At 64.2% G+C, this 5,378-nt stretch carries 4 protein-coding genes and 2 pseudogenes; 1 reads left to right on the plus strand and 5 read right to left on the minus strand.

What is annotated here, in order from left to right:
• Positions 1-591 (minus strand): helix-turn-helix domain-containing protein (locus tag AQI95_RS42630; protein WP_159056721.1); only part of this gene is annotated, 591 nt, incomplete at its 3' end.
• Between the two features lie 89 nt (positions 592-680).
• On the opposite strand from AQI95_RS42630, the pseudogene AQI95_RS46010 reads away from it, so the two are divergent.
• Positions 681-1,515, plus strand: a pseudogene (locus tag AQI95_RS46010) (transposase); the annotation flags it as partial.
• Between the two features lie 101 nt (positions 1,516-1,616).
• Here the strand turns inward: AQI95_RS46010 and AQI95_RS47710 are convergent.
• The 4 genes and pseudogenes from AQI95_RS47710 to AQI95_RS50525 form a co-directional block, all read right to left on the minus strand.
• Positions 1,617-1,781, minus strand: a complete 165-nt coding sequence (locus AQI95_RS47710; protein ID WP_159056722.1) for a hypothetical protein — start codon at positions 1,779-1,781, stop codon at positions 1,617-1,619.
• Between the two features lie 175 nt (positions 1,782-1,956).
• The gene (locus tag AQI95_RS42635; RefSeq protein ID WP_425264971.1) at positions 1,957-3,147 is read right to left on the minus strand and encodes an IS110 family RNA-guided transposase; all 1,191 of its coding nucleotides are present in this window, start codon (positions 3,145-3,147) and stop codon (positions 1,957-1,959) included.
• A gap of 250 nt (positions 3,148-3,397) precedes the next feature.
• The gene (gene ltrA / locus AQI95_RS42640; protein ID WP_067136690.1) at positions 3,398-4,654 is read right to left on the minus strand and encodes a group II intron reverse transcriptase/maturase; all 1,257 of its coding nucleotides are present in this window, start codon (positions 4,652-4,654) and stop codon (positions 3,398-3,400) included.
• Positions 4,655-5,304: 650 nt separating this feature from the next.
• Positions 5,305-5,378 (minus strand): annotated as a pseudogene (locus AQI95_RS50525) (transposase); the annotation flags it as partial.

The raw sequence follows: 5,378 nt of genomic DNA on the forward strand, positions 1-5,378 counted from the left end.
GGCAGTGGCCTGGTTGAGCGTCGGATAGATCTTCAGGACCCGCAGCCAGGTGCAGTCGTCGATCGCCGTGAACTGGTAGTACTTGTTGCGGCCGCCGCGCCGGCCTTGAGGCATGGAGGCGAGCGGCTCGATGAACTTCACGTCGATCTGCACCCGGTGGCCGGGCAGCTGCTTCTCGTACCGCTTCCATCGACGGTCGTGCCGCTTGTAGCGCTGGGAGGCCGGCAGGCGGCCCATGTCCAAGCGGTTGAGGATCCGCCACACGCCCGACTTGCTGATCGTGACGTCGTGGTACCGCTTGAGGTACATCGCGATCTTCTCGGGTCCGAAGTGGTAGTTCTGCCGGAGATAGATGATCTTCCCTACGACCTCGACGTGCATGGCGTTCGGGCTGTGCTTGGGCGCCTTCGAGCGAGTGCGCAGCCCCTCGATGCCCTCGGCTTGGTAGCGGCGATACCAGATGTAGTACGCCTGCCGACTGATGCCGAAGTACCGGCAACTCATGGCGACGTTGCCGGTTACCTCTTCGACATGGCGTATGACGGCCAGGCGTCGCTTGGCCTCGCGATCGAGCGGGGGTGTCTTCGGCATGTGGATCTCCTAGTGATCAGAGACCCAGGTGTCAACGATTAGTGATCAGAGACCCAGGTGTCAACGATGATCGGCAGTTTTAGACATCAACCCGCCTGGCCTGGGTCCTGCGGGAACCTGCCCGTCGAGCTGATCGGACGGATCCGCGGCGACCGCGTCATGCGGTTACCGAAGCCGCCACGGGTCTACGGCCCCAAGGGCGGCCGGCTACCCAAGCACGGTCCGGAGTTCCGCTTCGCCAAGCCGGAAACCTGGCCCGAACCGGCGGTCACGACCTGCACGGCAACGACGAACTACGGCAAGGCCGTCACGCAGGCGTGGGACCGGGTCCACCCTCGGCTGACCCACCGGGCCGCATGGCTCGACCACGAAGGCGAACTTCCACTGATCGAGGGGACGTTGATCCGCCTTGAGGTCGAGCACCTGTCGAAGAACCGTGAGGCGCCGACGGTGTGGCTGTGGTCTTCCGAGACCGGCGCCACCGACGCTCACGTCGACCGGGCCTGGCAGGCGTTCCTTCGACGTTTCGATGTAGAGCACACCTTCCGGCTGTTCAAGCAGACCCTGGGCTGGACGAAGCCCCGGTTGCGGGATCCGGAAGCGGCCGACCGGTGGACCTGGCTGATCATCGCGGCCTACACACAGCTCAGGCTCGTACGTCCGCTGGTCCGGGACCTGCGGCACCCGTGGGAGAGGCCGATCTCACCCGGCCGACTCACCCCGGCCCGGGTCCGTCGGACGTTTCGGAACCTCTGCCAGCACATGCCCTGTCCCGCCAGAGCACCGAAACCTCAGCGGCCCGGCCCCGGAAGGCCACCCGGCACAAGGAACAGGAGTCGCGCGCCCCGCTACGACGTAGGCAAAACCGCCCGACGTGAGAAGACGCTAATCGCCCTACAGCGGTCGAAAGGTTATCGTGCGTGAGACGATCGAGTCCCGCGATGACATGAACGTCCTCCGGCAGGTGATCGTGACGTCCACCAGGCGAGACCACGTGCGAGCCCAAGCCTTGAGACAGGTGGTGCTCATGACCACACGCCGGTTTGCATCACCACGGCGCCAACTACGACGATGATAATGCCGAAACCGGCCCGGATGTATCGCCGTTGAAAGTGTCCAGACAGAGCCACTATGGCGCCACCGACGATGGTGACCGCTGCGGCGACGGTGGCGAGCTGAGTCTCGATCAAGTCCACAATCATCCGGCCGCTGCCTCCGGGAATCGGACCACGCGCATTTTTTCTCCTTACTGCCGGGGACGGACGAAATCATCCTGCCGCCCCGTGCTCTGCGGGTCCAGGCACTTCAAGGATCCCAATGGCTCGTTCGTTGGGCCAGACCTTAAAGAACTTCCCAATGACGATGTCAAGCCGATGCCGTGACGGTTGGTAGGACCTCGTAACACGCTCCGTCGCGGATCATGGCCCACAAGACGTTGGCTCGCCGACGGGCCAGAGCGAGCAGTGCCTGCTTGTGTCCTTTCCCTTCGTTCCGTTTGCGCCCGTAGTAAGCCTGGGAAGCGGAGCAAGTTCTCAGGCTGGCCATCGCGGAAAGGTAGAAGGCCCGGAGCAGGCCGCGGTGGTAGCGGCGTGGGCGGCGCATGTTGCCGCTGATGCGGCCGGAGTCACGCGGAACTGGTGAGAGGCCGGCGAAGGACGCCAGGCGATCGGCCGTGCCGAAGGCTTCAAGGTCTCCGCCGGTGGCGGCGATGAACTCGGCGCCGAGGAGGGTGCCCATGCCGGGCAGGCTCCGGATCACCGTCGCATGCCGGTGTTCGTTGAACCGGGCTTCGATGAGAGCGTCGAGTTCGGCGATCTCCTGGTCGAGTGCCTGCACGCCCTTGGCGATGCGGGCGACCATTGCGGCCGCGAGGGTTTCTCCAGTCAGTGCGGCGTGCTGGGCCCTGGCCGCCCCGACAGCTGTCTCGGCGAGTGCGGCGGCGTTCTTCACCTTGCGGTTCTTCAGCCAGGTTCCGATCCGCCTGGCCCCGCTGCGGCGGATCGCGGCCGGCGTCTGGTAGCCGGTCAGCAGCATGACCGGGCCCTTCTTGCTGAGGTTGAACTCCCGCTCCAACGCAGGGAAGAACTCCAGCAGTTGGGCCCGCAGTCGGTTGGTCTGACGGGTGCGGTCGTTGACCAGGTCGAGGCGGCGGGCGGTCAAGGTACGCAGGTCGACGGCTATCTCGTCGCCGGGCCGCAGGAGACCGAGGTCCTGGCGCATGCGGACCTGGTCGGCGATGACGAACGCGTCCTTCTCGTCCGTCTTGCCCTGGCCGCGGTAGGCGGCTGTCGCCTGGTGCACGGCCAGGCCGGTGATGTAGAGCATCGGCTGGTCATGGCTGAGCAGGAGGCCGATGAGCAGGGCGGCGCCGCCGTGGTTGATATCCACCGCCCGCAGGGCGTCCTCGGAGAGCGCGAGTACGTCTGCGATCAGCTCCAGCGGAGCCGGTTCGTCGTTGAAGACTCGGCGTGAAAGGAGGCGTTCGCCTCGCTCGTCGACCACCACACAGTGGTGGTGTTCCTTGCCGATGTCCACTCCGGCCCAGATCTGGGGCACGGTCACCTCCGCCAGCTCGTCGTCACACATCGATCCCGCAGACGACCTCGCCGACGTTGTCCTACACAGCGATCGAGTCGCGTATCCCAATTAGCGGTCGAGTCGTCGCGGGGCTCCGGGCGGCCAAGTCCTTTGAGCCATCCAACGGCGACAAGCTCACAGCCGCCGAGTAGCCGAGGGGAATCTCACCCCTCGGCTCTCACAGAACCGTGCGGAACGATCGCTCGTTACACGGCTCCTGTCGTTCTGGTCACCAGGCCGCAAAGGTCGTCCACGGCCAGTGCGCGAACATACGGGGGTACCGCTGCGCGATCTCCCCCATCTTCGCGGTGGCCTTCCGTTTCGCCCTGAGCCGTTCGTACTTCTTGCGGATCCATCGCACCAAGTAGGCGTTGATGCGCATCAAGAGGCGAGACAGCCCCGACCGCCGGAAACGGCCGTAGTACTGCATCCATCCCGAGACCCGTGGGTTGACCCATCGGGCGAGATCTTGGAAGGAGAGGTCGGCCCGCGTATGAAGGTGCCAGGAACGGACCTCCCTACCAAGCCTCTTCAGGGCCTCCCTGCTGATCTCCGGGTCGAAGGAGAGGAAGATCTGCCCCTTCTTGTCCCGGCTCCTGCGGGCGCGGAACGTGAAGCCGAGGAAGGTGAACGCCGTGTGCTCGTACGAGCTCCGGCGCTTGCCGTCCTTGCAGTACACGATCCGGGTCTTGTCGGGATGCAGACGCAGCCCGACCTGTTCCATCCTGTCCATCAGCGCGGCCAGCACCTCGACAGCCTGGTGCTCGGTGACGCAGTGGATCACTGCGTCGTCCGCGTAGCGTTCGAACCAGACGCCGGGATACTCCCGGGCGAGCCAGGTGTCGAACGCGTAGTGCATGAACAGGTTCGCCAGCACGGGCGAGACCGGAGATCCTTGCGGGGTACCGCGGTCCCCAACTAACAGGCTGCCGTCGGGCTTCTGCATCGGCGCTTGAAGCCACCTCCGCACATACAAAATCACCCAAACGGCATCAGTGTGGGCTTCCACCGCCTTGACCAGGAGGTCCCACCGGACGCTGTCGAAGAACTTGGCGACATCGAGATCGATGACCCAGTTCCGTTTCCAACAGCGATCCCGGCAGCGCGCCACCGCGTCTAGCGCCGACCGTCCGGGCCGGTATCCATACGAATCCGGATGGAACACAGGCTCCACCCTCCGCATGAGATGCCTGGCCGCCACTGTCTGCGCCACCCGGTCAGCCACACAAGGAATCCCGAGGATTCTCGTGCCTCCGCCATGCGGCTTAGGAATCTCCACCGCGCGCACCGGTTGCGGAAAGTACGACCCCGACGACATCCGGTTCCAGACCTTATAGAGGTTGCCCTTCAGGTCCTTCTCGAACTCGTCAAGAGACTGCCCATCCACGCCGGGAGCGCCCTTGTTCGCCCTGACCTCTTCCCATGCCTCCTTGACTTCCCACTTCGAAATCTCGAACGGCTTGGCCTGTGACTTCAACTGGTCCACCGAATTCCTCCCGGGCCCTGCCCGGTTGACGCGATCAACTCAGCCACGAACGACCCGACCCCTTCGCTCCGCCCCCGTTACAGAGGCTTCACCACTACTACGAGTCGGTCCGCCGGCGCGTCTGGCCTCGGTACTCGATCCCTTGCAGTTTCGGCTGCTTGGGACACTCCCTCTCGTCCGCCACCGAGGCGGACATCGGCCAGGCACGCCTTCTCCTGTTCCATGCGGAAGCCGCAGACCGGGCTCACGTCGCCTGCATGCCGGACACCACCTGGCCAGTAAACGGGTACCCGCCAGACTCATCCCGGGATTGGGTATAGACCCCGGTTTCGATGTCATCTCGGTTCTTTCGACACGTCAGCAGCGATTCACTTGCGTTCGTCTTCCCGGTCCCCACCTGACGCCTCTTACGACGCCTTTTCCTCGTCGCTCACCACGACGGTCTTCAGCCAACGCAGCACGAGGTGGTTTGAAGCCTCCCCCCGCAGGGCGACTCCGAAGGGCCAACAACCTTCATCTTCCGCACAGCATCACTTCAAGAACTGTTCCTACAACCAGCTCCATCCACGTTCAGGACACAAACACCCAGAACCCCTGGGTCCGCCGATCTTACGAAGGATCAGCTCAAACCCACGCTTGGAAGGTAGGACAAGCTCAGGCGAGTAGGCGGGTAACAGGAACACCGTCAGCCACTCACGCTCGGCGATCAGCTCACGCATGGCTT

Source organism: Streptomyces yokosukanensis, from assembly GCF_001514035.1.
GTDB classification, from domain to species: Bacteria; Actinomycetota; Actinomycetes; order Streptomycetales; family Streptomycetaceae; genus Streptomyces; species Streptomyces yokosukanensis.